The organism is Coleofasciculus sp. E2-BRE-01, assembly GCF_040221695.1.
GTDB lineage: Bacteria > Cyanobacteriota > Cyanobacteriia > Cyanobacteriales > Coleofasciculaceae > Coleofasciculus.
Map to the genome: position 1 here is coordinate 1 of NZ_JAVKEA010000059.1, position 23,911 is coordinate 23,911.

Consider the following 23,911-nt stretch of genomic DNA (forward strand, 5'->3'; position numbering starts at 1 on the left):
CAAGGCTCTTTTAATTTCTTTTGTCTCTTTTGTCTGATTGATAAAATTAGCCAATTCATCTATAATGTTCATCTTTTGTATTTTTACTAGGGATGTATTATTACTATTATATCTGTTGCGACCTATTTAGGGCTGCTATAGTGTTCCACCTGAAATTGGCTCAAGCAATACTGCTGTTGAGTCAACGTAACGGAACCCAGATGATCCAACAACTTCAACCGATTCACCAAAGACAAGGGTTGTTCACCAGAATCTCGCTCAACCCCTTTGCAATCATCCCATTTCTGGAGCAGAATATCCAATCCTTCCTGATAGAGTCTAGCCTGTTGGCGAGGAAAACGGGCTTGGGATTGGAAGACATGACAGATGAAACTGAGTAATAGAGGGGTTCTCGCCATGTCCTGAATCGTCCGGTTTTCCGGATACTCCAGTTGTACCCTAAACTCAGCCGCTTTCGCTAACCCCTTCTCCCAATTCGCACCAGCCACCGCCACAAAGTACTTCTGGGCAAAATCGCCAATTTGAGTCAACGTCCAATCGGCAAGTTCCACCTCAGTAAATCGACCAAACCGATACAATTCCACCCCAGTGCGACAGGTGATCACATAGCGATTTTTAGGATAACGATAACAGAACCACCGCAGTTTGTTGAATAGGGAAAAACGCCTCGATGGGGATACCTCATCCCAGCCATCTAGCAAAATCAGCAGTTTCCCCTCCTGGAGTAAGGTTTTCACCGTTTCCCCAGAGACACCGCGATCGCGAAACTCTTGGCAGATATAATCCAGTAAGCTTAGAGTATTGGCATCTTGCACCAAATCCCTCCATTCAATATAAATCGGCACCCGATCCGCCGCAAATTTGCCGTGATTACACTGAGTCGCCACATACTGCAAAAACGTCGTTTTACCCGTTCCCAGTTTTCCCCCAAAGGATTAGGTGGGTTTGGCTTGCCAATACCGCCATTGCCAACACTCGTTCCGGAGAGGTTCCATCCGGACTCAACCCATAGCCCCTATCCCGATTCACCTGAAAATGTCGCCGCCAATCCGCCAAGTCGAACCAGCATCGGTTGGGGATATCTTGCCAAACCTCTACATCAATATAAATATCCGCTAAGGAAATCGGTTTCGGCACATCCCATAACGGCACGGTATCCAAATGAGTCTCAATCTGATCCTGGCAGCAAGCACGAACCTCTGCAACTAAGGCATTGAGTTCAACAGGCTGATTTGCCGCAGGATTCATCGCCAGGGATAGCCTCTCCTCTGAAACCTGAGTCGCCACCTCTTGCCAGGATAAATCCAGTTGTCGGCAAATCTCGATGAAAATCCGTCGCTCAACGGGACAACCCGCAAAAAATTTACTGATGGATTGGCGAGTCTTAATCCCTACCTTTTTCGCCAGCACTTGATGAGTCCACTGTTTCCGCGCCATGGCTTCTTTGGCTTGGACGATACCCTGTGCATTTGCCGAAAGCGATCGTTTACTCATATCACACCTTAACCCTTCTCGAACACCGATTCCGCGATCGCATCCTGATCGGGGAAGTTCTGAAGAAACGGTAACAATGCTATACAATAATCCCTTTGTTGATGTTGAATGGACGCGGCAAGATGCATCTCAACATCCAATCTGGTTTTCCTCAACTGGGATGACTGAATTGGTAGTCGATGATACCTCAATTCAGTTCTCTGATTGGCGCTACCGATTTAGGTGATATAGAAAAAACACACCAAATCATACCAACTTATACATATTGACCATAAATCTCAACGCGATCTTGATATATCACCCTATAGACTAGGATAAAGCTTCTCAAACTAGAGCCTAGCATAAGTTTACCTAAAGTATCACTTTGTTATATTCATTTTAAAAAATAAGCAAATAATTAAGTTATACAAAAAAGTACAAACCTCAACCTTTATGATTTAAATAATACAAATTCAAATCAACAAAAACATTGACGAACTCCGGGGATCATGTAGTCTATAAACATAGATAAGAATTACAAGTTTACAAGCTTTTGAAAAATGAGAAGGTAGGTTTTCAGAAAATGGAACTCTTGCAACAGGTAAGACTCACTGACTTCCCCCAAACTAACTTGAGTTACTTAAAGTATGGATTTACCTATAAAATCTCCCAAGAGCTAGAAGAGCAGATGCTCTTGATCAAGATTTTCCTCAAACTTCTGGAAGACTCCCAGGGACTCCTAGAAGACTCCCAGGGACACCTGAGCGACGATCAACAGTTAGAGTATCTGCAAATGATTCAAGACTCGGTACACCAGATGACTCAAGCCTTACACAAGGCGATCGAGGATTTTGCCGCCGAAACTGGTTAACCTTTAGTTAACCAGCCGTCTGATAACATTGAGGGAGATAATCATGATATGAACTTAAAAACAGAACCGTCTTTAGAAATTTTGTCCAAACTGGGATTAGCCTATTGGCTGGAAGTGATTACCCATGATCCTGGGTGTGTTTACTACTTTGGTCCCTTTGGCACAATCCAAGACGCTGAATTATCCCAGCACGGTTATCTGCAAGATATTCTCGAAGAAAGCGCCCAACTCATCAGCATAACCATCAAACAATTTCAGCCTCAAACCCTAACCATTTTTGAAGATAGTCTGGCTTAATATTGGGGTGAACCTGAGTCATTTTTCTCTGGATTTATGGCATTAATTTCTGTTTAAATATGAGGTAAGCGGGTTAAAAGGACAGTATCCTTTTACTGTTTTTATAACCCAATCATTTTTTTAATTAACCATAGATGTAGCTTGCTTCTTTTCGGGAAGCGAGTATGACGATTTTCATCGTTAACCTTAATTTTGTCTGACTACTTATAGAGACGAAATGCTGTGTCTAGTCAAGACAATTTTGGAGTTAAAGTTCAACGACTGAATCGATATCCTTGACTTGTATTACAACCTAAACACCTGAATCGACTTGGAAGTTATAACCATGAGCAACAATGTGCCAGTCCAAACCCGCCTCTTGAAAGTCATTCAAGAAGAAATTGAAAACGCCTTAGACGCTTATCCGAACAAGTTTTGCCGAATTTTTTTTACCTGTCCCAACCTACGCCATGACTTACTATGCTACGTTTTGTGTAAACTATCGAATGATCCCCAAGCTGTTGCGGTTAAACAAGGCAAAAAACTGTGCAGTAAGCATACGTTTCCCTATTATTCGTTGGAAATGCGATTACACCTGGAATCGTATATTCGTGAAGGCATGAATTGTTTATTGTCAGATAGCTACCACGGTTTCAATTTCGGGAATAGGGAATAGGGAATAGGGAATAAGCTGTCATGCATTTAAATTGGGTATTAGTAGCGAGCAAGATGCTCGCACTACAAGGATTTCCCTATTATTGATATTAAGGTTTAAATGCCGAACAGCTTACTCTTCTTTCCCTTCTGCTTTCATTGAATTCTTTTTTAATCAACCCATTTTAATCAAATCATGAGAACCATCAACTATGCAGTATCAATCTGTCGTCATTGCGGTCACTATCAACTTCAAAAAGGCTGGGGAGGTTACTGTCAACAGCTAGGCGTGGCTGTACAGGGAAAATGGAAAGCTTGTCCTTTAGCCATTTCCCCCTTTTTCACCTGTGCTGAACACCTCGATGGGGTGGACTGTGGCTTAATGCATCGATAATTTGTTCCTTCCTGTGGTATCACTTCCCATGTTTAATTCCTTACCGACTGAATACACCAATCGAATTCTCTGCTACTATACAAATACCAGCAAACAGATTCAGATCATTCGGATCACTGATATTCCCAATTGGTACTTTGAGCGAATTTTATTTCCCCAACAGCGCCTCCTGTTTGAAGCAATTCCCCACGCTCATTTAGAAGTCTATAAAAAGAGATTTGGTGTGGCGAATTTAGCGGCTAAAATTCTGTGCGATTTTTTGCAAGTGCAACAGGAAGCGGAAACGCCTTCTCCTTTATATAGTGCTACTATATAGTGCTACGCGCTAGGCAATAGGCAATACTTGTAGTGCGAGCATCTTGCTCGCTACTACTCCCATTACGGCATAAAACTATGGAACTAAAATCTAGCACTGATCAGGATTTCAGCCATTAACATTACCTAATCTTATAGTGGGAAGGGAGTAAGTCGTCTGATTCTGCATTACTCCGTCAATTCCCCCCGCATCACGGTAACCGCTTGTCCGCCCAGAATGACGCGATACGTTCCTTCGGAACAGGCTCCGCCAACGCTCCCGGTATACTTTACCTTGACTACCCCGCCTCGATGGGAGGCTTGATAGGCTAAGAACTCATCTTGATTCATGCGATCGCGCCAGAACGGTGCTAGACAACAATGGGCTGCACCCGTCACCGGATCTTCGTCAATCCCTAACCCCGGTGCAAAGAAACGAGAAACAAAATCATACTCCGAACCCGAATCAGTCTGACTGGTAACAATAACATCAGATATCGGTAACGTTTTAAGTAAGCCAAAATTGGGCTGCATGGTTCGCACCATCTCTTCCGATTCCACTTCCACTAAATAGCCCAAAGAATTCTGCCAAACGGACTGAATCGGTACACCTAACGCTGACGCAAGGTTTGGGGGGGCGGTTATGGGTTGGGAATGATTCACCGGGAAATCTAACTCAATCCATTCACCCTGACGCTGGGCGATGAGTATGCCGCTTTTGGTATAAAAACGGGCGGGTTTCTCCGGGGACAGATGACCCTCTGACCACAAAACATGGGCGCTAGCTAAAGTAGCGTGACCACAAAGGGGGACTTCTACTGTCGGCGTAAACCAACGCAGATTAAACCCATCCTCTTGCGGAACCAAAAAGGCAGTTTCGGACAGATTCATCTCCTGTGCTACATTCTGCATCCAGCTATCCGGTTGGGGAGTCGGTAAAACACAGACAGCGGCTGGATTACCCTTAAATGGAGTGCAGGTGAAGGCATCAACTTGAATGATTGGCTGGTTCATAGTTTCTCAATCTCTTCCCTAGTCAGTCCGGTTGCTGCTGTGATGGTATCAAGATCAGTCCCTTGTTGTTTTAAAAGTCTGGCTATGTTAGTCTTTTCCTGCTGTTTGCCTTGCTCCATACCCTCTTTCATCCCTTTCTCCATGCCCTCTTCTAAACCCTCCAATCTTCCCTCTGAGCGTGAACTTTCGATTAGACTGATTTCATAGCGCCGATTTTCCATAAATCTCAGGTAGTTGGCTCTTTCGGCTTCACTCAAACTATCGACGAGTAAGTTTTCCTTCGCTTCCGCTAAACCTTGGGCGGTAAATTCATCTTTGATTTGACTCTTCTTCAGAAAATATATCCATTCATCTAGGGCATCCTTCACTACCTCGTTAAAGTTATTGACTTTAATCACATAATACTCTGGAAAAATCTCATAGACATCTTGGATATTAAATAATTTCCGTTGCTTGATTAATAGACCCAACCGCTCTTCTAAATGAAGACCACGAAAATCGAATTTTCCTTGGTAAATATAATCATCTCCCTGTCCCAAAGAAAAGTAGACGATATTCACGGAATAGACTTTTTTGACGTTCCCGTAAGGTTCTCCTTTTTCCAGAAAGTCGGTAATTAATCTGGATGTGCCGTAGAGCATCCGATGAAAATAATCTTGCTCTGTACTGTTTTGCACTTCAATGAGAATTAATTCTCCCTGGTCATTTTCCGCGAGAATATCGACTCGATTTAGCTTGTCATCCTCGGCTTGTTGATTGCTTTCACCTTCGAGTATTGATTGAATCGTGATCGGTTTCCTCAATAACTCGCTCAAGAAACCAGCCAAAACACCGTAATTGGCTTTGTTTCTCAGTAATTTTTTAATCGCCCAATCAAATCGGATGTGTGTTTGAGGCATAAGGGCATCGATGGGAACGTCTACTGCATCTATTTTGACAGATTTCGTCTTAATCTTTCAAGATAAGCGTCTCAAGTCTTATGTAATGCGAGCATCTTGCTCGCTACCCATTCCCAATTTAAATGCGTGACAGCTTAGGCTAATTGCGCTACAATTTCTCAATCTCTTCTCTAGTCAGTCCAGTTGCTGCTGTGATGGTATCAACATCAGTCCCTTGTTGTTTTAAAAGTCTGGCTATGTTAATCTTTTCCTGTTGTTTGCCTTGCTCCATGCCCTCCTTGAGTCCCTCTTCTAAACCCTCCAATCTTCCCTCTGAGCGGGAACTTTCGATTAGACTGATTTCATAGCGCCGATTTTCCATAAATCTCAGGTAGTTGGCTCTTTCGGCTTCACTCAAACTATCGACGAGTAAGTTTTCTTTCGCTTCCGCTAAACCTTGGGCGGTAAATTCATCTTTGATTTGACTCTTCTTCAGAAAATATATCCATTCATCTAGGGCATCCTTCACTACCTCGTTAAAGTTATTGACTTTAATCACATAATACTCTGGAAATATCTTATAGACATCTTGGATATTAAATAACTTACGCTGGTTGATTAATAGACCCAACCGCTCTTCTAAATGAAGACCACAAAAATCGAATTTTCCGTGGTAAATATAATCATCTACCTGTCCCAGCGAAAAGTAGACGATATTCACGGAATAGACTTTCTTGACATTCCCGTAAGGTTCTCCTTTTTCCAGAAAGTCGGTAATTAATCTGGATGTGCCGTAGAGCATCCGATGAAAATAATCTTGCTCTGTACTGTTTTGCACTTCAATAAGAATTAATTCTCCCTGGTCATTTTCGGCGAGAATATCGACTCGATTTAGCTTGTCATCTTCGGCTTGTTGATTGCTTTCACCTTCGAGTATTGATTGAATCGTGATCGGTTTCCTCAATAACTCGCTTAAGAAACCTGCCAAAACACCGTAATTGGCTTTGTTTCTCAGTAATTTTTTAATCGCCCAATCAAATCGGATGTGTGTTTGAGGCATAAGGGCATTGATGAGAACGTCTACTGCATCTATTTTAATTTACTGAAGCCTAGTTATTAAGTCGCCGCGTCGAAAGGTTGCAGATAGCTGCTGCAAGGAAATCTCCTGTCTACCATAAAGCTCATGAAGCGCATTTTGAATATCCTGTACTGAGGCGTTGAAATAAGTTTCGCTATTTTGTGCAATAAGCTGTTGAGCAGTTGGGAAATTTTGATGGCTAATATCTCTCATATTAATCCCCAGCTCAGCAAAGATTTTTCGCCCCATCTGCATAGCAATAAAGCATGAAGCATAGCGAACGAAATCCGGGTCAGTAGGCTCTGGTCGTTTGCGGCGATTTGGGAGATTTGATCTCTTTTAACTTAAAAGATGGTCAATCAGCTTGCCGCTTGATGATGGGACTTTAATAATTTCTTTACAGTCTCGACAATTTCTTGGGGATGACAAGGCTTGGCTAGGTAAGCATCCGCGCCTTGCTTCATTCCCCAGTAGCGGTCAAAATCCTCTTTTTTCGCCGAACACATTAACACCGGAATATTCTCAGTCTCAGGTTCCGATTTCAGACGACGACAGACTTCATAGCCATTCATCCGGGGAAGGACAATATCCAAAATCACCAAATTTGGGTGAAATTGCTGAATTTTCTCCAGCGCCTCCACACCATCCCCAGCCACAATCACTGTCAGCCCTACACGCTCAAGCAGCTTAGAGAGCAAATGTTGTTGGGTGAGATCGTCCTCTACGACTAACACTGTACTCATAACAACCTATACCTACTATGGCTCTCTAGCTTTTAGGTATTATAACATTTACTCTGAACGTCAAAATATCGTCATAAGGCTGATTTCGGGTTACTCAAGTTCCGCAATCTGGCTGAATTTGGGAAGCTGGAGAAGATGAGGGAGATAGGGGTGATGGGGAAGATGGGGTTGTAGAGACGTTCCGGTGGAACGTCTGGAAGATGGGGAAGCTTAGGTATTAGTAGCGAGCAAGATGCAAAGCCTGCGGCATGGCTTCGCTTAACGCACTACAAGGATGAGAGCCATTATTGACATTAAGGTTTAAATGCCGAACAGTTTTTTTGTTACAGCTACTCACCCTTTACCGAATCGGCGGACAATTCAAATCAATTAAATATCCCCCTGCCTCAATCACAAAATCATCGAAATCATCATCATTGCCAACTTCTACCCGTCCCCCATCTTCCCAAGACACGCGACTTCCTGTAATGTTACCCTTTCTCCCCCCGTCCAAACGACCATTAAACTGAGCCAAGTTTTGGGTTGAAACAATACGACGTCGGGTTTGACCCGTAGGACTTACGGATTCGAGAAAGAAAACATAGCGGTTATTGGCTTTAAACATAAACTCGTTGAATTGATTTGATATCGTTCCCCCCTCAACTGTTCCGACAAAATCCGCTTGCGTCCCCAGATCATTTTGACCAGGAGAGGTTTGTATCGGCTGGTTTGTGCCAAAAGCATCATAGGGTTTGACTTCCTGAAACAGAATCGTTTCTTCCCCAGTTGTTTCATTCCGTACACCAAACGCGGCTTGGTATGATCCATGAGATTGCAGGAATTCAAATTCCACAATCGTATCCTCTGGGAATTGCACTGCCCGATTATCAAAGATATCCTGAGCTTGCACAGACGTTGCCAAGGTACTCATTAATCCAGTCGCGATCGCGCCAATGAACCAAGATTTGCTGTAGAGTTGTCTCATTGCGAATTATCCTTATTATCAAAACCCTGTTCTTGAGCGAAGCGAAGGATAAAAACTTAATCCTTTACCACGCCAACAGCGCCAGATTTGACCAAGAACATGTCGCATCTAGTCCGGTAATCTGAATCATCTTTTAGCTTCAGTTCTCAGTTGTTCTAACGCTGACAAGCAACAGGTACTGGTAACGTTAACATCATCATCGCGCACCCTAGCTTAATAACTACTATTATAAAGTGTTGAAATCAGTACTATATCCCACGGAAATATAAACACTTCAAGTTATAAACACTTAAAGTTGGCGACTCGCCCAACTTTTAATCTCAGCTTCCCCAGCTCCCCCAGCTTCCCCAGCTTCCCCAGCTTCCCCAGCTTCCCCAGCTTCCCCAGCTTCCCCAGCTTCCCCAGCTTCCCCAGCTTCCCCAGCTTCCCCAGCTCCCCCGGCTTCCCCAGCTCCCCCGGCTTCCCCAGCTCCCCCGGCTTCCCCCAACAGGACGATGCCTACAAGCAGAGCTAATCAATGATAATAGTTTTTTATATTTGCGCTGCCGCTAAATTGCGTTAAATTATGAATAGAGACAAACAAACCACACATACGGAGCAAATCAAACCATGTATACCACCTACCAAAACGGACTGATCAATTCCACCCCTGTTGAAGCCAAGACAAACCCCATCACCCCTCCCACCTCGCCCCAACAACCCATCAAGCCACTGCAAACCATCAAGCAATGGTTAGAGAACATCGAAATTCACAACCCCACCAAAGCTAGATTCTTCTGCAAAATGATTCCCGCTCAATGTCCCTTTGAACGCGATATCTGCCTCTTTGGGCGTCGGGTTGCCCACATTCCTCCCTTGTGCAAACTCAATCCTTTCTATGACGAATTCGTTAGCCTCCGCTTTCGCGCCCTTTGCTACTTGGCTGATCAATGTGGGGAAGATATCAGTGCTTATTGTTAGTCATTTGTTATTCGTCCTTTGTCATTCGTCATTCAAGACTAAGAATCCATGACTCGCTGCAAAAATGCCCACTTATCGGCAATCTCTTCAATAATCTTAGCCGTCGGTTTTCCCGCACCATGACCCGCCTTTGTTTCAATGCGAATTAAGACCGGATTATCCCCAGAATGTGCCGCTTGTAACGCTGCTGCAAACTTGAAACTATGGGCTGGAACCACGCGATCATCATGATCCGCTGTCGTAATTAATGTGGCTGGATAAGCCGTTCCTGGCTTGAGATTGTGTAAGGGAGAATAGGCATAAAGTGCCTGAAATTCCTCTAGATTTTCCGGTGAACCAAAATCAGAACACCATGCCCAACCAATCGTAAACTTATGGAAGCGCAGCATATCCAGAACCCCAACTGAAGGAAGGGCAGCACGGAATAAATCAGGACGCTGAGTCATACAAGCCCCGACTAATAAACCGCCATTACTTCCGCCACCAATTGCCAGTTTTTGCGGACGAGTATATTTATTCTCAATTAACCATTCCGCCGCTGAAATAAAATCATCAAACACATTTTGCTTATTCAGCTTTATTCCGGCTTGATGCCAATCTTCGCCATACTCTCCACCGCCTCGGAGATTCGGAATCGCATAGACGCCTCCCATTTCCATCCACACCAGATTACTAATCGAAAAGCTGGGAGTTAGGGAGACATTAAACCCGCCGTAACCATAAAGATAGGTGGGATTATTGCCATCTAATGTTAATCCCTTTTTGTGGGTAATAAACATCGGCACTTGTGTCCCATCTTTACTCCGGTAAAACACTTGCCGCGTTTCGTATTGAGTCGGATCAAAGTCTACTGTCGGTTGGCGAAATAGGGAACGTTCCCCGGTTACCATATCGTAGCGGTAAATAGTGGCTGGGGTGGTGAAACTGGTAAACACATAGAAGGTTTCCGTATCATACCGCTTCCCGCCAAATCCCCCGGCTGAACCAATTCCCGGTAATTCTACTTCCCGAACAAAAGCACCATTGAGGTCAAAAATCTTAATCGAAGAACGGGCATCTTTGAGGTAATCGGCGACAAACTGGTTATTCAGAACCCCGACATCTTCTAATGTTTCTTCGGCTTGGGGAATCAGTTCTTGCCAGTTCTCTCGCCCTGGGTTATGTATATCAATGGCAATCACCCGACTTCGTGGGGCATCTAAGTCAGTTTGAACCCAGAATATTGACCCGTCATTGTCAATCAGACTGAAATTCGCTTCAAACTCGGAAATTAATTCGACGATGGCAGAATCGGGGGTTTGTAAGTCTTTGTAGAAAACCAGATTCTTGGGATCAGTTCCTTGACTGACATAAATAATCAGATAATGCCCATCTTCTGTCACCGACCCATTAAACATCCATTCTTTCTGGTCAGGACGATGATAAATTAACTGATCATCGGATTGGTCTGTGCCGAGTTTGTGATAATAGAGTTTGTGATAATAATTGATATCTTCTAATTTTGTGGCATCGTTGGGTTCGTCATAACGGCTATAGAAAAACCCTTGATTATCCGTTGTCCAAGATGCACCGGAAAACTTCACCCATTTGAGGTGATCCGATAAATCGTCTCCCGTTTCCACATCCCGCACTTTCCATTCTTGCCAGTCGGAACCGGAGGTAGATAAACCATACGCCATGCGGTTCCCGTCGTCACTAATCGCGATACCCGATAGGGCGATAGTCCCGTCTTCGGAGAGGGTATTGGGGTCAATCAGGACTCTGGGTTCTCTATCGAGAGAGGTTAAGGTGTAGAGAACGCTTTGGTTCTGAAGTCCATCATTTTTGAAATAGAAGTAGCGGTTCCCTTCTTTATAGGGAATGCCATATTTTTCGTAATTCCAGAGTTTGGTGATGCGCTGCTTCAGGGATTCCCGTTGAGGGATGTCTTCCAGATAGCCGAAGGTGACTTTATTTTGCGCTTCTACCCAGGCTTTGGTTTCGTCGGAGTCGGGATCTTCTAACCAGCGATAGGGATCAGCGACTTTCGTGCCATGATAGTCGTCTACTTGGTCAGCTTGGCGGGTGGTGGGGTAGGTCAGAGGTTGGTGAGAAGATGGCATAGTCGGGAATGTGAGGCAGTGTTTTCTAGGGTAGCACTCTTTGGGGAAGGGTTAGGAAGCGTGTGGAGGATGGGACGCGATCGCGTAAAGATTACCATACCAAAACACGACTCTGAAGCGCTTGATGATTCAGGTGTAGAGAAAGATATGATCCCAGATGTAATCGATTAATCGTTTAGCATCATCTAAAGGCAGAACCTGACAACATCCTCGCTTATCTTTCGTCAATAACGGAATTTCCGGGAGACTTGCCGTATCTTTGCCATCTTGCATCAGTTTACCCTGGATATTCTCTAAATTATGAATCGGACCATTGATATCAAAATCAATCTTTGTGCCAAACTTATTATCCATCCAATTTTCAATTCGGTTGTCCAACTGTGCAGGAGTTAGGGGATTCTGGTTAATTAAAAGATGGTAATAAACTAGAATTATCTCTTTACATTCCTCCTCCTCCGCCGCATCAATTAAGGCATGAAACACGCTGGCATTATTTGCCATATTCTTAAAAAACAGGGTTTCGGTCACAGTTTGGCGGAATTTAATCTGCTTACTCTTATAATTGCTATACTGCTTATAGGCAAAACCTCCTAATGTCACCAGTAGCGATAACACAGCAACGAGGACGGGCATAATATCCCGCACCTCCTCTTCACTTGCCTGAATCGTGTCCAGAACCGATGGTCCCATGGTAAAAAATAAAATAGCCCCAATCACAACGAGAAGTTTAGGCAGAACTCTCAGGATGACTGGAACAGCGGCACCAACAGCCGGAACAATTAAGAAGAGACGGTCTTTCCAGGTCATGCTAATTTTGATATTGGGGAAAAGGAGTTCCAAGTCAAACTTAGGGATATTCTTGTAAAAATAGAGATACATTTTACCTGGTGTGAACTGGAGAGAATCTAGTTCATCGCCTTTGTGTTTGAAATAATCGGCGTCTTTGAATTTAATCAATAAAACAACTCGTTCAAAAAGATTTATTGTTTTGTCTTTTTTTTTCAAAAACTTTTTAACCTGAATCGTTTTTTCAATATCTCCCCGACAGTAGCAAACGAGTTGGTCAAATTCATCAAAATCAACATCAGTTTTCAGTTGAATTAAGGACTTTTCCTTAAAGGCGCGTTGTAAACTATTCGCAGAGAGGGGAACATAATTGGCGCGTTCAAGAATCGTCTGAAAGTCTGTCACCACATTCGCTTCGCGTTCGGCTAACTTATCGGGAGTGAGTTCAGTCCGGGATTGAGTATCAGCATCAGGGTTGAACGGATCATAATTATTTTTGAACCGTTCCAAATAGGCATGAAACTTAAAATGATAATAGGCGGAAAGTAGGGTACAGAATTCTCGGAACTGTTGCACCTTCTCCTTAGGTAACTGTCCATCGTCTAGACACAGTTCGATTAAGTCGCTGCGGCGATAGGGAATAAACGCTTCTCGGTCTTGATAAGTTGCCATATTTCACAATAGACTAAGTAGTCGGGCAAAATTAAAGTTGACTCTTGAGACTAGGGAATAGGGTACAGAAATGACCCTTCGCTTCGCTAGTCGGGCATGGCGCGTGATTGTGTAGGAACGGGTTTCACCACTATCCTTTCCTTAGCATCTAGATGTAACTAAACCCGCCCCGACTGAGTGCGAGAGTTTTGACCCTTCACTTCGGAAAGAGAGCATGTTTTTGACAATCTTGAACTCAGTTAACAAAATTGATGTCCAGGTACTTATTTCACAGACACAAATCCAGCACCAATTCCCTGTGACGGGTCACGAAGTCGGATATTTTTAATCGGTACGGCTGAACAAGGTAATGGAGATGCCCAACATCGGACTGTCCAGTCGGCTGGATAGACATAAGTAACATCATTCACTTGGTCAGATACTAGATTAGCACTGGGTAAGGGAGGAGGTAAAATCAATCGCGATTGAGCATTATCCTGAATCAGACCAACGGTAGTTAAGCCAATGACAAATAGGGAAGTCAACAGGATTGTTTGAGGTTGTTTTAGGGTATGAGTAAATCGAAACAGCGGTTGGGTTAATTTAGAGGGGATCTTCTCAAACAGAATTTGACCATATATCGACCCAAATAAAGCTGGGATAAGCAAAAAATAGCCCAAGCCAAACCGGAGTAAGGGACTTTGGATCATAATAAAGGTAATGCCGAGTAATCCCAATAATATTATCCAGGCAGTCCCTAATTTGAGGTGTTTTTTAAATTGTCGGAATATAGGGATAGAAAAAATAATAACAAAAATTGTAATAAATGCCATAATTTGAGATTTAATCGAACCTTTTAACCATCGCCAAAGTCCTAAAGCTATAGCTGTCACTCCCGACTCATCTGAATCCGAAAATACCCACCAAAACTTGATGGGCTTAGTTTCTTTTATGGCTTCTTCGATGGGAACTGACCAAGGCAGGTCGAGACACATAAAGGTGGAAGGATACAAGGGGCATCCAGATGTGGTCAGGCTATATAAAACCATGGGTGATAGGATTAATAGAGTAATAGCACCGCCTGTCAATAGCCGCTTAATTTGTAGTTTAAACTGATTACCCATCAGATAAAACAGAAATCCTATGGGGAGCAGCGGTAGCGCCGAAAGCTTAACGGTTACGGCTCCGGCTGATAGGATTAGGGGGATAGTTTTGGCATCAAAAAGAGGCGTTTTGGCATCAGTATCCCGTAAAGAAAATTGAGCGCTGTGTGAAATAACCAGAATTGTCCAGGCTGTCACGCCAATCATAAATGCTACGGTTACATCAGGAGAAAATGAGATAAGTATTGGTGAACCTGTCAACGCGGTTCCTGTATAAACGAGAATGGCGATCGCTGAAAATATGAATAAAAACCAGTCCGATAAGCGCCCTTTCCGGCTGACTATTTGATTCAGCGTAATTAGAGATTGTAAAATAGCGATAAGGAAGACAAAACCATTGGTAATCGCACTGACTCGACTGCCAAAAATTGGCGATGTAAGTGGTGCGGCGAGAGCAAACCAAGAAGAGGTAAAGCCAAACTTGCCATGAATGAGTGCTAATCCATTAACCGCGCCAAATTGAGACATCCATCGCATAGAACCAAAGTGATAAAGTCCGGTGTCAAACCAGACTATTTTTTGACTGGTAAAAGCAGCAATAATTAGTTCTAAGGTAATAAATCCAACGATGAAGCTGGGAGAAAAAATTGAACGGAGTGCAGCAAGTTCACGCCGGGTTGACTGAGACAGGAGAGATAGGGCGACTAAACCGACGACAAGGACAAAGCCAACGGCGCTGGATAACGGTAAAATCAGGGAGGTTGCCAGCATAGAGACGCACAGGACAATGATTCCCAGCCAGACGGCGACGATAAAGCGATCGCCTCTGCGATCAATGCGATCGGCTTTCAACCGATTCACAATAGCTGTGCCAATTGACAAACAAACACCAATTAGAAAAAGCCAGGTAATCATAAAATAAAGCATTCAGCACCTCTAGTCATGACTAGCGCGATCGTCGCTATTTCTCATTTTCATCTACTTTACGCCCAAAAGGTACGTTATTAGACCGCGTGAACTGTAGCAATTTGGCTCTCCGGGAGTTAGTTCGTTTCCTGAAGATTAAACAGTTGGCGTTGAGAGGCATTGAGAAACTCGATACTAACGGGTTCACAAGTTTCGTCATAACTAACAATCACGCCTCCCGGTTCAGAAATAGCATTGGCTGGAAAAGCATCACGCAAAACAAAGATGAGAATATCTGCATCTGAATCATATTTAACATTCATCAGTTTACCCCTGCCAGTATCGATTGACTTGATTTGTCCAGTACAAGGTCAAAATTCGTTGATATTGTACTTCAATTTGACGTGTATCTTGTAGTACAATAAGCTTAGGAAGGTTGCCAGCAGGGAGATACAGAGGGCAACAATTCTCAGCCAGACGGCGACGAAGCGATCGCTAATCAAGTTATAGCGTTAATCGCACTCTGTTTGGGACTATCTCCCCAAAAATTTGAACAATCAACCATGAACCATGAACCATGCAACAGGTAACCCGGAGACTACATGAAAACGATTTCAAAGATAACGTTAATTGCCTTCTTATGGATTACCGTCATCAACTCCGGAACATTGGGTGTTCTAGATACAGAACTCAGGTTGCAGATGGCTCATAGTTGGTGGACAGAAACCGAAGAAGTACAAGTTGCTCCCGATTATAAACCCAGAGGACGAACCGACATCCGTTTAGGAGTCGTCGGCGTTGGGGGTAAGCGTTACATCGCCTATGAACCGGGACAGTCTATGCTGATGCTTCCGGGTGACTGGTTGGGAACTCAGCTTCATCAATGGTTCCCCATATTACCCGCCAAGGATTTTCGAGCTTTAGTTGTCAGTCTGTTAATTTTTATCCCTTTAAATGTGGCGGTTGTCGTCTCCTGTTTCTGGTTGCTCAGACTTTTTAACTTTGAAGAACGAATCGCGGGTTTAGCGAGTATTGCTTGGTTACTGGGGACAACAGTTTTGCATTACTCTCAAGTTCATCACCAGAATAATCAAGTCCTGCTGTTTGTTACTCTTGCTTACGCTAATGCACTGGCTTTTCTACTGCGCCAAAACCCTCGTTTTCTGATCTGGAGTGGATTATCACTGGGGGCGGCTATGCTGATTCGGGTAACCAGTGCTATTCATGCCTTAACTGTAGTCTTGTTCTTATTCGGCTGTGCTGCTTATCAAAATCGGAATACGCGCAAAGTTCTCAAAGTTATGGGATTGTGGATTCTCGGTTTTATTCCCTTGGCTTTCCTCGGACGCCTCTTGGATTATATTCGCTATGGTAATTTTTTAACCCATGGACAAAGCTTACTATTGCATCAAATCAACCCCGAAGCCGATTCATCGAATGCGCCTAAAATTGGTATGCCTGATGAGTTTTCTAGCAATCGATATCCTGGACTCTGGGGCGTGTTTTTTTCACCAGCCAAAAGTATTTTTATCTATGATCCATTATTCCTACCGGGCTTGGTGTTAGCGATTAGATTTTGGCGGCGACTTTCTCCTTACCTACAGTGGTATCTGGTAACTGGAATCCTCAACTTGGGTATTCATATCATTCTCACCAGTCGTCTCGGTTTCTGGCACGGCGATAGCGCTTGGGGGGCAAGGTATCATCTGACATCTGTTCACCTGTTACTTATTCCCCTTACGGGTCTGTTTATCCAGTATCTTCTATCAGTTAAAGGGGTAAAGGTGTGGCTACTACGGGGAATCCTCACGTTGGCGATTTTATTCCAAATTGCGTCGGTGGCAATGCCGATGAACTTAGAAATTTATCAAGCTAGAGTGGGAATGCCAGGGTCTCGGCTTGAATTCCGCATTGGTCAGCGTTTGATTAATATCGTTTGTTTGAGCAACGGCTCATTGTCTAAGTTTTGCGTCAATAGTAATCCGGACAAGAGACCCTATTTAAAACATTTAAATCACCTCAACTTTCTCCCGTTTACTCTTCGTCAAGAGGCTGCCGATAATCCGGCTTTAGGTGAAGTTTCCCTAGTTTTATTGATGATTTTTTGGGGATTGGTATTAATTCTAGCTATTGGCACAACACTATGGTTCTGTGGTTTTGGGTAAGGTTACAAGCACAGAATTAGTTTAATTCTCTACAACAGTTCGTTTGTCCCAATCGATGTGTCTACGGCTATATTTGACGCATAAAATGCTCAAACCCTAGCGGGTTGGCGGAAACGAATCAGTGTAGCAACAAACCACGCTAAAGCAAGAGGAAGAACTGGATACCAAATCGTTCTCCAATTAATTAGACCATTCAAATTAAACAAAGTACGGATTTCTAAGTCACTGTGCCAGAGCAAGCCCAAGATAGTTGCTAAAAAGAGAGCTAGAAACGTTAACACCTTTGGCGATACCGTAGGATCGCCCAATTCTTGCCTACGAGAGGGAAAGAGAAAATCTTTAATTGCCTGCCAGTCAATAAATAGGCAATATCCGATTAAAAGAGGCGTAGTAGTTACCACTAGCCAGAGTGCATTAATGGCATGAAATATCAGTGCCATTGATACAAGCAGGTCTCTTACCTTTCGATCGATCACAGACAAAAAGAAAAAGGTTTCAAAAACAAGTGTGTTGATATGTGCCGCCAGGTATATTAATGGCGCTTGAGAAATAAAGGGAGCCAACTTATTTAAAGGTAAATTGTATATTGCCGCCTCAATATTTCTATTGAGAAAAAAGTTAGCCATCATATCAGAGTGCCTAAGCCAGGCACCTCCAAAACCCATCTTAAAAACTGCCGAACCGAAGAATAAGATTGAAAAAACGATAAGCAGGGCGCGAGCAGGCAAGAAATAGTCCCAATTAGAAGCGTGAGGATCAACCTGATTTCCACTTTTGTGTCTCCTAATCATTGAGTCTATGGAGTATGTGTATCCCCAAGCGTTAATGATAGACATGAAGAAGGGAATATAAAATATCATAGGTAGCAACGTTCTTTTCCCATCTACAGCCGCCGATAACGCTTCGAGAAAGCCGCCAATTAACAGGACAGAGACAGTCGCCATTCTTGTTTTATAGCCAAAAGCCAATAAAACCAATGCAGCAACCAGGAATGACTCAAGGGTATGGAAGAAGAGTGGCGATAGGGACATAGCAAAATCCCTAAATATATATCTGACTAGATAAACCCTTTCCTCCACGTAGAAACTCGGAAGTCCACTTAGAAAATCCGCAGAATGTACACTCAGATGCCACAAATAAAACAAAGAGTATAGGATTCTAAACAAGCCTACTCTGCCCGCCGCATTAACTTCAGGTTGAGTAAACCAGGCATTTATGCTTGCGTTCACGTTCCGGATTATGCTGAAAGCTGGAATTTTTATCATGTTAATTATTATCGGCAATATCTTCTCTAGAAAAGCTATCCACCATAACTTCAGAGGTAGGAGCCTGTAATTGGATAGGAGGAACCTCTAAAGGCTCAACTTGATAAGAGAGCTTCCAAGCTTGAATCGTTTGAATTTCAGAGTTTGTATGAACTAAATTTGAAACAGCACGCATTAAGTATCTTCGACTCGCGTCCCTTACCCTAATATTTGCATTATCAAAAGCCTGTTCGACAATTTTATGCGAAAGGCTGTCGCGGGGTAGCGTCAAAACCTGTTCAGGTTTTACTACATGAAGATCGCCTGTTGTGGTGTAAACCCTAAGTTCAATAGCAGAAACAGATGGTTCAGGTGGACGAAATCGTGCTGAATATCCACTGTATAGCGCCCAGGATACTATGGGCCACGTTGATTTTCGTTTCCCTACAACGAACATCCCCAATACGACAATTAGCAGGAAAATTTTTATCAGTCGTAAAGCTTGTAGGGGGTTAGACTTGCTTGCATATGCTGGTTCCGAAATTGTCTTATCTTCCATATCTAATCATGGATTAGAGGGCTTTTTGATGTTATTTATCAACTAGGATTTAACGGTGTCATGTCCAAAATGAACAGACTGAGTATTCATCGTCAAATCAGCCAATTACAGCTCTATTCCTTGGCTCCGGTTTTGATGTCATCTCTAGCAAATGCTGACCAAGACGGCGGGCGAGTGCCAGAATTGTAAAAGTAGGGGAGTAGGAAGGTCCAGTGGGAAACACGGCTGAACTGGCTACATAGAGATTATCAGTCCCGAACACTCGACAGTTTGGGTCAACAACTCCCTCTTCGGGTCTACTCGCCATACGGGTAGTACCCATTTGGTGAGCAGCATCGGTCATGTTCTCTAAACTGGGCAGATCATTTCCAAAGTCAAAGGTTCCCAACCCAACTGCTGCAAACCTCTGGGTTAACAGTTCCAGAGTCTTCGCCATCGAACGCCGATCTTGGTCAGTGAAGCACCAATCAACCTCCAGCTTGTGCTGACCGAGTGCGTCAAGTTCGCTTCCCAGCTTAACGCGACTGCCTTTATGCGGAACCTGCTCAGTGACAAACTTAACTCGATAGGCGGAGACAATGCCGTTCCCATCCCGGCAAGCCGAACGATTCCAGAACCTTCGCCGCAGTCGCCCGATTCCCTTTGTATAGAGTGGTTTCAGATAGAGGACATGCTCAAGCAGTTCATGCTCTTGCTGAGTTGCATCATCTAGAGCAAAACAGATACAGAAACGTGGCTTGGGAGCGTATTGCAACTCGTGGGCATATTCTCGAACCAGATGACCGGGGCGTAGAGATCCGGTATGGTGTTTAGGATGGTCAGTATAAAAGCGACCTACGAGGTCATGCTCATTGCCGATTCCACTGGGAAGTTGGCGGTTGGAGGCAAGGAGGAGGCGTGCGGATTCAAAGGCGCCAGTTGCAAGGATGATATGCTGACCTTCAACGATAAGTTCTTTACCCTCAAGAGAACGGCAAACAACGGCGTTCACCCGTTGACAGGAAGCATCGAGTTTTAATTCAGTTGCGGTGGCACCTAAGATAACGTGTAAGTTTGGCGAGCGACGCATATCTTCACCAAAGCGCACTGCTGTGCGTGTCGGTGTCTGCTCCCAATAGAAGCTGCTCATTTTTAAACCACCTGCCGCAATCTTGGCGCGAAGTTCTGCAATTTCAGGACGAACGGCTTCTGCCTCTAAGTCCCCAAAACCATAATCTTTTGCGGCTGAGCGGTAGTGTTCTAAGAGATCGGTATAGCTGAGGGGCCAACCGCTGTTAGCCACCCACGGTCTACCCTCGAAATCAGAGGGTTGCAGATACTTCCATTTCCCTGTCCAAACGTTACTTGTGCCACCAAACTGACGCACGCGACTGACTCCGCGTAGCTCAGGTGGAAGGTATCGATGATAATAAGAGTTGGGATTTAACTCGCGATGGCGTTTACCCAGAAATGTTACATCATTTAATGCCTGGATCGAGGGATCGAACTGGTGGCGTCCACTTTCTAGAAGCACTACTTCTCGACCATGACGCGCCAGATAGGTTGCCACCTCAGAGCCTGCAATCCCGGAGCCAATCACAACCACCTGCGCTTGTAGCTTCGTTTGCTCACCCATTTCCAGGATATCGGTAATCATAAAACCTCCATTCTTTATTCAATAAAACTTCGTTGCTGAAAACGCTAAGAGAGACGCGATCGCGTCAAAGCCGGAACCGTTAGCGGAGCCTAGTCAATCGAGATAAACTCGTCCTCAGACTCAACCCTAAAATATGAGTTGGGTGAAGTTCTAACGCCCAGAGTAAATGGGTGAGCGCCGCTTTTTCTTGTCCCATTTGATAAGATGTCCAAGCTTGCTGATAGACAAATTCAGAAAACATTTTTGGATGGGCTTTAAAGATGTCTTGATGTTTTTCAATCAGGCGATAAAAACTTTCTTGACGGAGGTTTGGGTCGCGAGAAACTCTAGCCTGCTGATCCCGAAGTAGCTGGTAGGTAATAATGGGTAGACCAATAATTGTGCAAACTAAATTAAGTCGCAAGAATAACTCCGTGTGAACGCGAGAGCGAAACGACTCGTCCCATCCGCCAATTTTATTAATCACTTCCCGCTCAACGACTAATGTTTGTTTAGTATTATAGGACTTACCGGGTTCCAAGTTTTCTAGAGAGAAATGACACCCTTTGAGACGAATCGGTGGAGGTAGACGTTTTTTAAGGACGTCCCGATTCAAGTTAACCACCTCAATTCCGGAAATAACACCCACTGGAGATGGATGGGTTGTTTTTGCCAAAGCGTCGAGAGAAACCTCTACCATGTGCGGTAACAAACAATCATCATCATCTAAATAAGTAATCCATTTTCCTCTAGCCATCTCAGTTCCCACATTCCGTGCTGCTGCACCTCCTTTAGACGTTTTCAAGTTAATAATTTTTAGTCGAGGATCAGGGGATAACTCTGCAGGTTTTAGAGATCCATCATCGACAACGATCACTTCAATATCTTGTTGCGTTTGTGCCAATGCACTTTTAACAGCATACTGCAGCAACTGGGGGCGATCGCGCGTGGTAATGACAATACTAACTAAGGGGGAACTCATAACAGCAGGGTTTGTTTTTTATAGGTTCCGTTTCTGTTTTGTTCATTTTATTTTATAGATGCCTCTAGGATAAAAACGTTTCTCTAGCATATTCATATAATTCTATGTCTGGCTCACAAATCTTTCTAATTTTATCAACCATATTGCCATCTATTTTTGGATGAGAAACTGGATTTTTATTTTTATAAGGAACTCTTATGTTTAATCCAAACTTACTTTTAAATACCGATACAAAAACATCCATATTTTCTAAAAACCCAACGACCTGAAATTTAGACAAGTTATTTTTGGCGGTTTGAATTCTTTCTATCATACTCCAATTAGAGTGATTTGCAGATCCGGCTAGGTAAGTTATGTATGAATAACCTCTTTTTTTTCCTCGTTTTAGCTTAATGAAATCCTCTAAATCCTCATTAACTCTGGCATGTTCACTTTTTTTAAATGCATCGAAAAAATACTGAGAAATGTACCTATTTACTGGATCTCTCAAAACGGTTACATAAGCATATTGACTATGATAGACATTCCAGATATCCAAATTAAAATTTACATGACCCGAAATATATTGGGTTCCTTTAACCATTTCATAAAGCATTAAATGTTCTCTAAACCTAAATTTAGGTTTGCCTATCATTGAAGAATCATCTAAGTCATAAAGAATTCCTGCCGCCTTCTGTGAAATAATCGGATCGATATAGTAGGAGCTTCTTCTATAAAATTGTATTATGGCAGAGTTAACGGAAGTTCCTCCTGTTTTAGGTATATGCATAAAAAAGATATTTGGTTTTCTTGGTGTTATTAAGTGTTTAATTTTTTCTTTGACACTTTGCTTTTCCATATTTCTCAATTTTTTTCTTTAAGTAAATTTACTTTCGATACTTTACTTTTGGACTACTTGCCAAGTCCTCGGTTGATAAAATAAACATCGGCTTGTTGTTTTGCTGGGTTCTACGGCAAATCTAAAAGATTTATATTTATCGAGAGACATCACCCCTCTTCTTATATAAACTTTAGAATTGTATTTTCCAGGTATTAAACCACAATAAGGCATTTGCATGTGAATTTCAACCTTACCCGAATAAATCTCTAAACACTCATCATCAAGATCTGAGGTAATTGATAATACCCGTTGATCGCCACCCGATAAGGATGTAATTACGATACCCACATTCACATTATCGAGAAACCGAGAAGCGTTGCAGGTCAAGCATAAATAAGCAGGCTCACCTGTTTTTAGCGTTTCCAAAAGCTGATCCTGCTCATTTTTAAAACAAATCGATACAATATCCAGTCCCAGACTTTCAGTTTCTGACTTTTCGGGTAAAACGATTAAACCTGATGTTGGACTCGTTCCGGCTAAACAAATATCGGCTTCATAGTGCTGAATTACGGCTTCAGATTCATCGCTACGGATAAGATTACCTCGTTTTAAATAAATAGCCGATTCACAAACATTTAAAATATTATATGGATTATGAGAAACAAGTATGAAAGCCGTTCCATTTTCTTGCAATTGTGCCAAGCGATGATGGCACTTCATTTTAAATTGAATATCACCAACCGCTAGTACTTCGTCAATTAATAAAATCTCCGGTTCAATATGAATAGCGCAGGCAAACCCTAATCGTGCTGCCATACCTGAACTATAGGTTTGCACAGGTGCATCAATAGCATCATGAATCTCGGCAAATTCTACAACATCATCAAATTTTTCCTTAATTTCTTGAGTCGATAACCCCAAAATTGACATATTGGCATAAATATTTTCTCGTCCCGTGAGAATCGGATTAAATCCTGCACCAAGGGCAATGAGGGGTGCTACCATACCCCTAACTCTTACCGAACCCGAATCGGGTTTAATCAAACCACTAATAATGCGAAGTAGTGTACTTTTCCCTGCACCATTCGCGCCAACTAAGCCCAGCGCCTCGCCTCGCCGTAGTTTAAAACTAACATTGTTTAACGCCCAAAACTCTTGGGGACGTAACATTTCACTCTTGCGCCGTCCCCCGACTAAATCGGTGGTAATATCTTGCACACCATAAAATAAGGAGCGCTTTAAGTCGCGACAAAACTTCTTAGAAACCCCATTGACAGAGATAACAACATCACTGTCGCCCGGTTTATTGGCAATATCTTTATCAGTTTTTTCACTAATTGTTTTATTCATTGAGAACTTACCATCTTCAGAATAATCGG

Annotated in this window: 25 protein-coding genes and 1 pseudogene; 7 read left to right on the forward strand and 19 right to left on the reverse strand. The window is 43.1% G+C overall.

Annotation, left to right across the window (positions count from 1 at the left end; translation table 11 throughout):
• Nucleotides 1–122: 122 nt before the first annotated feature.
• Together RIG66_RS06620 and RIG66_RS06625 are read right to left on the reverse strand one after the other, a co-directional pair.
• Nucleotides 123–887: an NACHT domain-containing protein gene (locus RIG66_RS06620; RefSeq protein WP_446376370.1), complete on the reverse strand. Its 765-nt coding sequence runs from the start codon at nucleotides 885–887 to the stop codon at nucleotides 123–125.
• A gap of 19 nt (nucleotides 888–906) precedes the next feature.
• On the reverse strand, nucleotides 907–1,581 hold the full coding sequence (locus RIG66_RS06625) for a hypothetical protein (RefSeq protein ID WP_446376372.1): 675 nt from the start codon (nucleotides 1,579–1,581) through the stop codon (nucleotides 907–909).
• A 475-nt stretch (nucleotides 1,582–2,056) separates the two neighbouring features.
• Between RIG66_RS06625 and RIG66_RS06630 the strand changes: the two genes are divergently transcribed.
• The 5 genes from RIG66_RS06630 to RIG66_RS06650 all read left to right on the forward strand — a co-directional run bounded on the left by RIG66_RS06630 (nucleotide 2,057) and on the right by RIG66_RS06650 (nucleotide 3,984).
• Nucleotides 2,057–2,344: a hypothetical protein gene (locus RIG66_RS06630; protein WP_446376374.1), complete on the forward strand. Its 288-nt coding sequence runs from the start codon at nucleotides 2,057–2,059 to the stop codon at nucleotides 2,342–2,344.
• A 48-nt stretch (nucleotides 2,345–2,392) separates the two neighbouring features.
• On the forward strand, nucleotides 2,393–2,641 hold the full coding sequence (locus RIG66_RS06635; protein WP_446376376.1) for a DUF1816 domain-containing protein: 249 nt from the start codon (nucleotides 2,393–2,395) through the stop codon (nucleotides 2,639–2,641).
• A gap of 325 nt (nucleotides 2,642–2,966) precedes the next feature.
• Nucleotides 2,967–3,296 carry a hypothetical protein gene (locus tag RIG66_RS06640; RefSeq protein ID WP_446376378.1) on the forward strand — a complete coding sequence of 110 codons (330 nt, stop codon included), beginning with the start codon at nucleotides 2,967–2,969 and terminating at the stop codon, nucleotides 3,294–3,296.
• A gap of 174 nt (nucleotides 3,297–3,470) precedes the next feature.
• Nucleotides 3,471–3,668 carry a hypothetical protein gene (locus RIG66_RS06645; protein WP_446376380.1) on the forward strand — a complete coding sequence of 66 codons (198 nt, stop codon included), beginning with the start codon at nucleotides 3,471–3,473 and terminating at the stop codon, nucleotides 3,666–3,668.
• 28 nt (nucleotides 3,669–3,696) lie between these two features.
• A complete protein-coding gene (locus RIG66_RS06650; RefSeq protein WP_446376382.1) occupies nucleotides 3,697–3,984 on the forward strand; it encodes a DUF1830 domain-containing protein in 288 nt (95 codons plus the stop codon).
• Between the two features lie 167 nt (nucleotides 3,985–4,151).
• On the opposite strand, the gene RIG66_RS06655 is transcribed toward RIG66_RS06650, so the two are convergent.
• From RIG66_RS06655 to RIG66_RS06685, 7 genes are all read right to left on the reverse strand, one after another.
• Nucleotides 4,152–4,976 carry a PhzF family phenazine biosynthesis protein gene (locus RIG66_RS06655; protein WP_446376384.1) on the reverse strand — a complete coding sequence of 275 codons (825 nt, stop codon included), beginning with the start codon at nucleotides 4,974–4,976 and terminating at the stop codon, nucleotides 4,152–4,154.
• Nucleotides 4,973–5,875 (reverse strand): Rpn family recombination-promoting nuclease/putative transposase, encoded by a 903-nt coding sequence (locus RIG66_RS06660; RefSeq protein WP_446376386.1) that lies wholly within the window; start codon nucleotides 5,873–5,875, stop codon nucleotides 4,973–4,975. Before RIG66_RS06660 ends, RIG66_RS06655 begins: the two co-directional genes overlap by 4 nt.
• Nucleotides 5,876–6,023: 148 nt before the next feature.
• The gene (locus RIG66_RS06665; RefSeq protein ID WP_446376388.1) at nucleotides 6,024–6,914 is read right to left on the reverse strand and encodes an Rpn family recombination-promoting nuclease/putative transposase; all 891 of its coding nucleotides are present in this window, start codon (nucleotides 6,912–6,914) and stop codon (nucleotides 6,024–6,026) included.
• A 39-nt stretch (nucleotides 6,915–6,953) separates the two neighbouring features.
• The gene (locus tag RIG66_RS06670; RefSeq protein WP_446376390.1) at nucleotides 6,954–7,181 is read right to left on the reverse strand and encodes a hypothetical protein; all 228 of its coding nucleotides are present in this window, start codon (nucleotides 7,179–7,181) and stop codon (nucleotides 6,954–6,956) included.
• A 110-nt stretch (nucleotides 7,182–7,291) separates the two neighbouring features.
• Nucleotides 7,292–7,675, reverse strand: coding sequence for a response regulator transcription factor (locus tag RIG66_RS06675; RefSeq protein WP_006099434.1), 384 nt, complete (start codon nucleotides 7,673–7,675; stop codon nucleotides 7,292–7,294).
• Nucleotides 7,676–8,015: 340 nt separating this feature from the next.
• Complete coding sequence (locus tag RIG66_RS06680; RefSeq protein WP_446376392.1) at nucleotides 8,016–8,639, reverse strand: hypothetical protein; 624 nt, start codon at nucleotides 8,637–8,639, stop codon at nucleotides 8,016–8,018.
• Between the two features lie 289 nt (nucleotides 8,640–8,928).
• Nucleotides 8,929–9,126 carry a hypothetical protein gene (locus RIG66_RS06685; RefSeq protein WP_446376394.1) on the reverse strand — a complete coding sequence of 66 codons (198 nt, stop codon included), beginning with the start codon at nucleotides 9,124–9,126 and terminating at the stop codon, nucleotides 8,929–8,931.
• A gap of 122 nt (nucleotides 9,127–9,248) precedes the next feature.
• Between RIG66_RS06685 and RIG66_RS06690 the strand changes: the two genes are divergently transcribed.
• Nucleotides 9,249–9,599 (forward strand): Mo-dependent nitrogenase C-terminal domain-containing protein, encoded by a 351-nt coding sequence (locus RIG66_RS06690; RefSeq protein WP_446376396.1) that lies wholly within the window; start codon nucleotides 9,249–9,251, stop codon nucleotides 9,597–9,599.
• 38 nt (nucleotides 9,600–9,637) lie between these two features.
• Here RIG66_RS06690 and RIG66_RS06695 read toward each other — a convergent pair whose 3' ends face one another.
• From RIG66_RS06695 to RIG66_RS06710, 4 genes are all read right to left on the reverse strand, one after another.
• The gene (locus tag RIG66_RS06695) at nucleotides 9,638–11,701 is read right to left on the reverse strand and encodes a prolyl oligopeptidase family serine peptidase (protein ID WP_446376398.1); all 2,064 of its coding nucleotides are present in this window, start codon (nucleotides 11,699–11,701) and stop codon (nucleotides 9,638–9,640) included.
• A 129-nt stretch (nucleotides 11,702–11,830) separates the two neighbouring features.
• Nucleotides 11,831–13,159, reverse strand: a complete 1,329-nt coding sequence (locus RIG66_RS06700; RefSeq protein WP_446376400.1) for a TMEM143 family protein — start codon at nucleotides 13,157–13,159, stop codon at nucleotides 11,831–11,833.
• Nucleotides 13,160–13,422: 263 nt separating this feature from the next.
• Nucleotides 13,423–15,168 (reverse strand): LIC_10190 family membrane protein, encoded by a 1,746-nt coding sequence (locus tag RIG66_RS06705; RefSeq protein ID WP_446376402.1) that lies wholly within the window; start codon nucleotides 15,166–15,168, stop codon nucleotides 13,423–13,425.
• Nucleotides 15,169–15,284: 116 nt separating this feature from the next.
• A complete protein-coding gene (locus tag RIG66_RS06710; RefSeq protein ID WP_446376403.1) occupies nucleotides 15,285–15,470 on the reverse strand; it encodes a DUF2283 domain-containing protein in 186 nt (61 codons plus the stop codon).
• A 279-nt stretch (nucleotides 15,471–15,749) separates the two neighbouring features.
• On the opposite strand from RIG66_RS06710, the gene RIG66_RS06715 reads away from it, so the two are divergent.
• On the forward strand, nucleotides 15,750–17,312 hold the full coding sequence (locus tag RIG66_RS06715) for a hypothetical protein (RefSeq protein WP_446376405.1): 1,563 nt from the start codon (nucleotides 15,750–15,752) through the stop codon (nucleotides 17,310–17,312).
• Nucleotides 17,313–17,401: 89 nt separating this feature from the next.
• Here the strand turns inward: RIG66_RS06715 and RIG66_RS06720 are convergent, their stop codons facing one another.
• The 6 genes and pseudogenes from RIG66_RS06720 to RIG66_RS06745 all read right to left on the reverse strand — a co-directional run.
• Nucleotides 17,402–18,343, reverse strand: coding sequence for a hypothetical protein (locus RIG66_RS06720; RefSeq protein ID WP_446376407.1), 942 nt, complete (start codon nucleotides 18,341–18,343; stop codon nucleotides 17,402–17,404).
• Nucleotides 18,344–18,578: 235 nt separating this feature from the next.
• Nucleotides 18,579–19,115 carry a hypothetical protein gene (locus RIG66_RS06725; RefSeq protein ID WP_446376409.1) on the reverse strand — a complete coding sequence of 179 codons (537 nt, stop codon included), beginning with the start codon at nucleotides 19,113–19,115 and terminating at the stop codon, nucleotides 18,579–18,581.
• 97 nt (nucleotides 19,116–19,212) lie between these two features.
• Nucleotides 19,213–20,751, reverse strand: coding sequence for a GMC oxidoreductase (locus RIG66_RS06730; RefSeq protein ID WP_446376411.1), 1,539 nt, complete (start codon nucleotides 20,749–20,751; stop codon nucleotides 19,213–19,215).
• Between the two features lie 79 nt (nucleotides 20,752–20,830).
• The gene (locus RIG66_RS06735) at nucleotides 20,831–21,712 is read right to left on the reverse strand and encodes a glycosyltransferase family 2 protein (RefSeq protein WP_446376413.1); all 882 of its coding nucleotides are present in this window, start codon (nucleotides 21,710–21,712) and stop codon (nucleotides 20,831–20,833) included.
• A 64-nt stretch (nucleotides 21,713–21,776) separates the two neighbouring features.
• A complete protein-coding gene (locus RIG66_RS06740) occupies nucleotides 21,777–22,550 on the reverse strand; it encodes a sulfotransferase family 2 domain-containing protein (RefSeq protein ID WP_446376415.1) in 774 nt (257 codons plus the stop codon).
• Nucleotides 22,551–22,592: 42 nt separating this feature from the next.
• Nucleotides 22,593–23,663 (reverse strand): annotated as a pseudogene (locus RIG66_RS06745) (ABC transporter ATP-binding protein); the annotation flags it as partial.
• Nucleotides 23,664–23,911: the final 248 nt, after the last annotated feature.

Excerpts from the sequence above, each read along its gene's own strand:
- RIG66_RS06630 (WP_446376374.1), top strand. The coding sequence starts at position 2,057 with ATGGAACTCTTGCAACAGGTAAGACTCACTGACTTCCCCCAAACTAAC.
- RIG66_RS06635 (WP_446376376.1), top strand. The coding sequence starts at position 2,393 with ATGAACTTAAAAACAGAACCGTCTTTAGAAATTTTGTCCAAACTGGGA.
- RIG66_RS06640 (WP_446376378.1), top strand. The coding sequence starts at position 2,967 with ATGAGCAACAATGTGCCAGTCCAAACCCGCCTCTTGAAAGTCATTCAA.
- RIG66_RS06645 (WP_446376380.1), top strand. The coding sequence starts at position 3,471 with ATGAGAACCATCAACTATGCAGTATCAATCTGTCGTCATTGCGGTCAC.
- RIG66_RS06650 (WP_446376382.1), top strand. The coding sequence starts at position 3,697 with ATGTTTAATTCCTTACCGACTGAATACACCAATCGAATTCTCTGCTAC.
- RIG66_RS06655 (WP_446376384.1), bottom strand. The coding sequence starts at position 4,976 with ATGAACCAGCCAATCATTCAAGTTGATGCCTTCACCTGCACTCCATTT.
- RIG66_RS06660 (WP_446376386.1), bottom strand. The coding sequence starts at position 5,875 with ATGCCTCAAACACACATCCGATTTGATTGGGCGATTAAAAAATTACTG.
- RIG66_RS06665 (WP_446376388.1), bottom strand. The coding sequence starts at position 6,914 with ATGCCTCAAACACACATCCGATTTGATTGGGCGATTAAAAAATTACTG.
- RIG66_RS06670 (WP_446376390.1), bottom strand. The coding sequence starts at position 7,181 with ATGGGGCGAAAAATCTTTGCTGAGCTGGGGATTAATATGAGAGATATT.
- RIG66_RS06675 (WP_006099434.1), bottom strand. The coding sequence starts at position 7,675 with ATGAGTACAGTGTTAGTCGTAGAGGACGATCTCACCCAACAACATTTG.
- RIG66_RS06680 (WP_446376392.1), bottom strand. The coding sequence starts at position 8,639 with ATGAGACAACTCTACAGCAAATCTTGGTTCATTGGCGCGATCGCGACT.
- RIG66_RS06690 (WP_446376396.1), top strand. The coding sequence starts at position 9,249 with ATGTATACCACCTACCAAAACGGACTGATCAATTCCACCCCTGTTGAA.
- RIG66_RS06695 (WP_446376398.1), bottom strand. The coding sequence starts at position 11,701 with ATGCCATCTTCTCACCAACCTCTGACCTACCCCACCACCCGCCAAGCT.
- RIG66_RS06700 (WP_446376400.1), bottom strand. The coding sequence starts at position 13,159 with ATGGCAACTTATCAAGACCGAGAAGCGTTTATTCCCTATCGCCGCAGC.
- RIG66_RS06705 (WP_446376402.1), bottom strand. The coding sequence starts at position 15,168 with ATGCTTTATTTTATGATTACCTGGCTTTTTCTAATTGGTGTTTGTTTG.
- RIG66_RS06710 (WP_446376403.1), bottom strand. The coding sequence starts at position 15,470 with ATGAATGTTAAATATGATTCAGATGCAGATATTCTCATCTTTGTTTTG.
- RIG66_RS06715 (WP_446376405.1), top strand. The coding sequence starts at position 15,750 with ATGAAAACGATTTCAAAGATAACGTTAATTGCCTTCTTATGGATTACC.
- RIG66_RS06720 (WP_446376407.1), bottom strand. The coding sequence starts at position 18,343 with ATGTCCCTATCGCCACTCTTCTTCCATACCCTTGAGTCATTCCTGGTT.
- RIG66_RS06725 (WP_446376409.1), bottom strand. The coding sequence starts at position 19,115 with ATGGAAGATAAGACAATTTCGGAACCAGCATATGCAAGCAAGTCTAAC.
- RIG66_RS06730 (WP_446376411.1), bottom strand. The coding sequence starts at position 20,751 with ATGATTACCGATATCCTGGAAATGGGTGAGCAAACGAAGCTACAAGCG.
- RIG66_RS06735 (WP_446376413.1), bottom strand. The coding sequence starts at position 21,712 with ATGAGTTCCCCCTTAGTTAGTATTGTCATTACCACGCGCGATCGCCCC.
- RIG66_RS06740 (WP_446376415.1), bottom strand. The coding sequence starts at position 22,550 with ATGGAAAAGCAAAGTGTCAAAGAAAAAATTAAACACTTAATAACACCA.